This is a genomic window from Chitinimonas violaceus, from assembly GCF_052601015.1.
On sequence record NZ_JBQXDJ010000259.1, the window covers coordinates 1 to 339 of the forward strand.

The window sequence follows — 339 nt, forward strand, 5'->3', positions numbered from 1 at the left end:
GTGCACAGGCTGGCAGCCCAGCGTTGCGTGCTGCCGAACAAACACTGGCCCTGGCCAAGATCGATGTCACGGAGAAGCGTGGTCTGCATCTGCCGGTGGTGGCCTTGTCCGCAACCTACAACGACAGTCGCAATCCTGCCAGCTTCCCGCTACGCCAGCGAGGCAGCACCCTCGGCATCAACCTGACGTTGCCAATCTACGCCGGGGGAGGCCCGAGCTCGCAATTGCGTGAAGCGATAGCACGCCAGCAGGCAGCACAGGACCGTTTACTTGGCGCCAAACGACAGCTGAGCGAAGAGATCAACAAGGCCTGGCGCAATCTGCGCAGCGGGGCTGCCT

General features: G+C 62.8%; 1 protein-coding gene. It reads left to right on the top strand.

From position 1 onward, the window contains the following. Positions 1 to 339 (top strand): TolC family protein (locus tag ACUHMQ_RS21205; protein WP_445297415.1); only part of this gene is annotated, 339 nt, incomplete at both ends.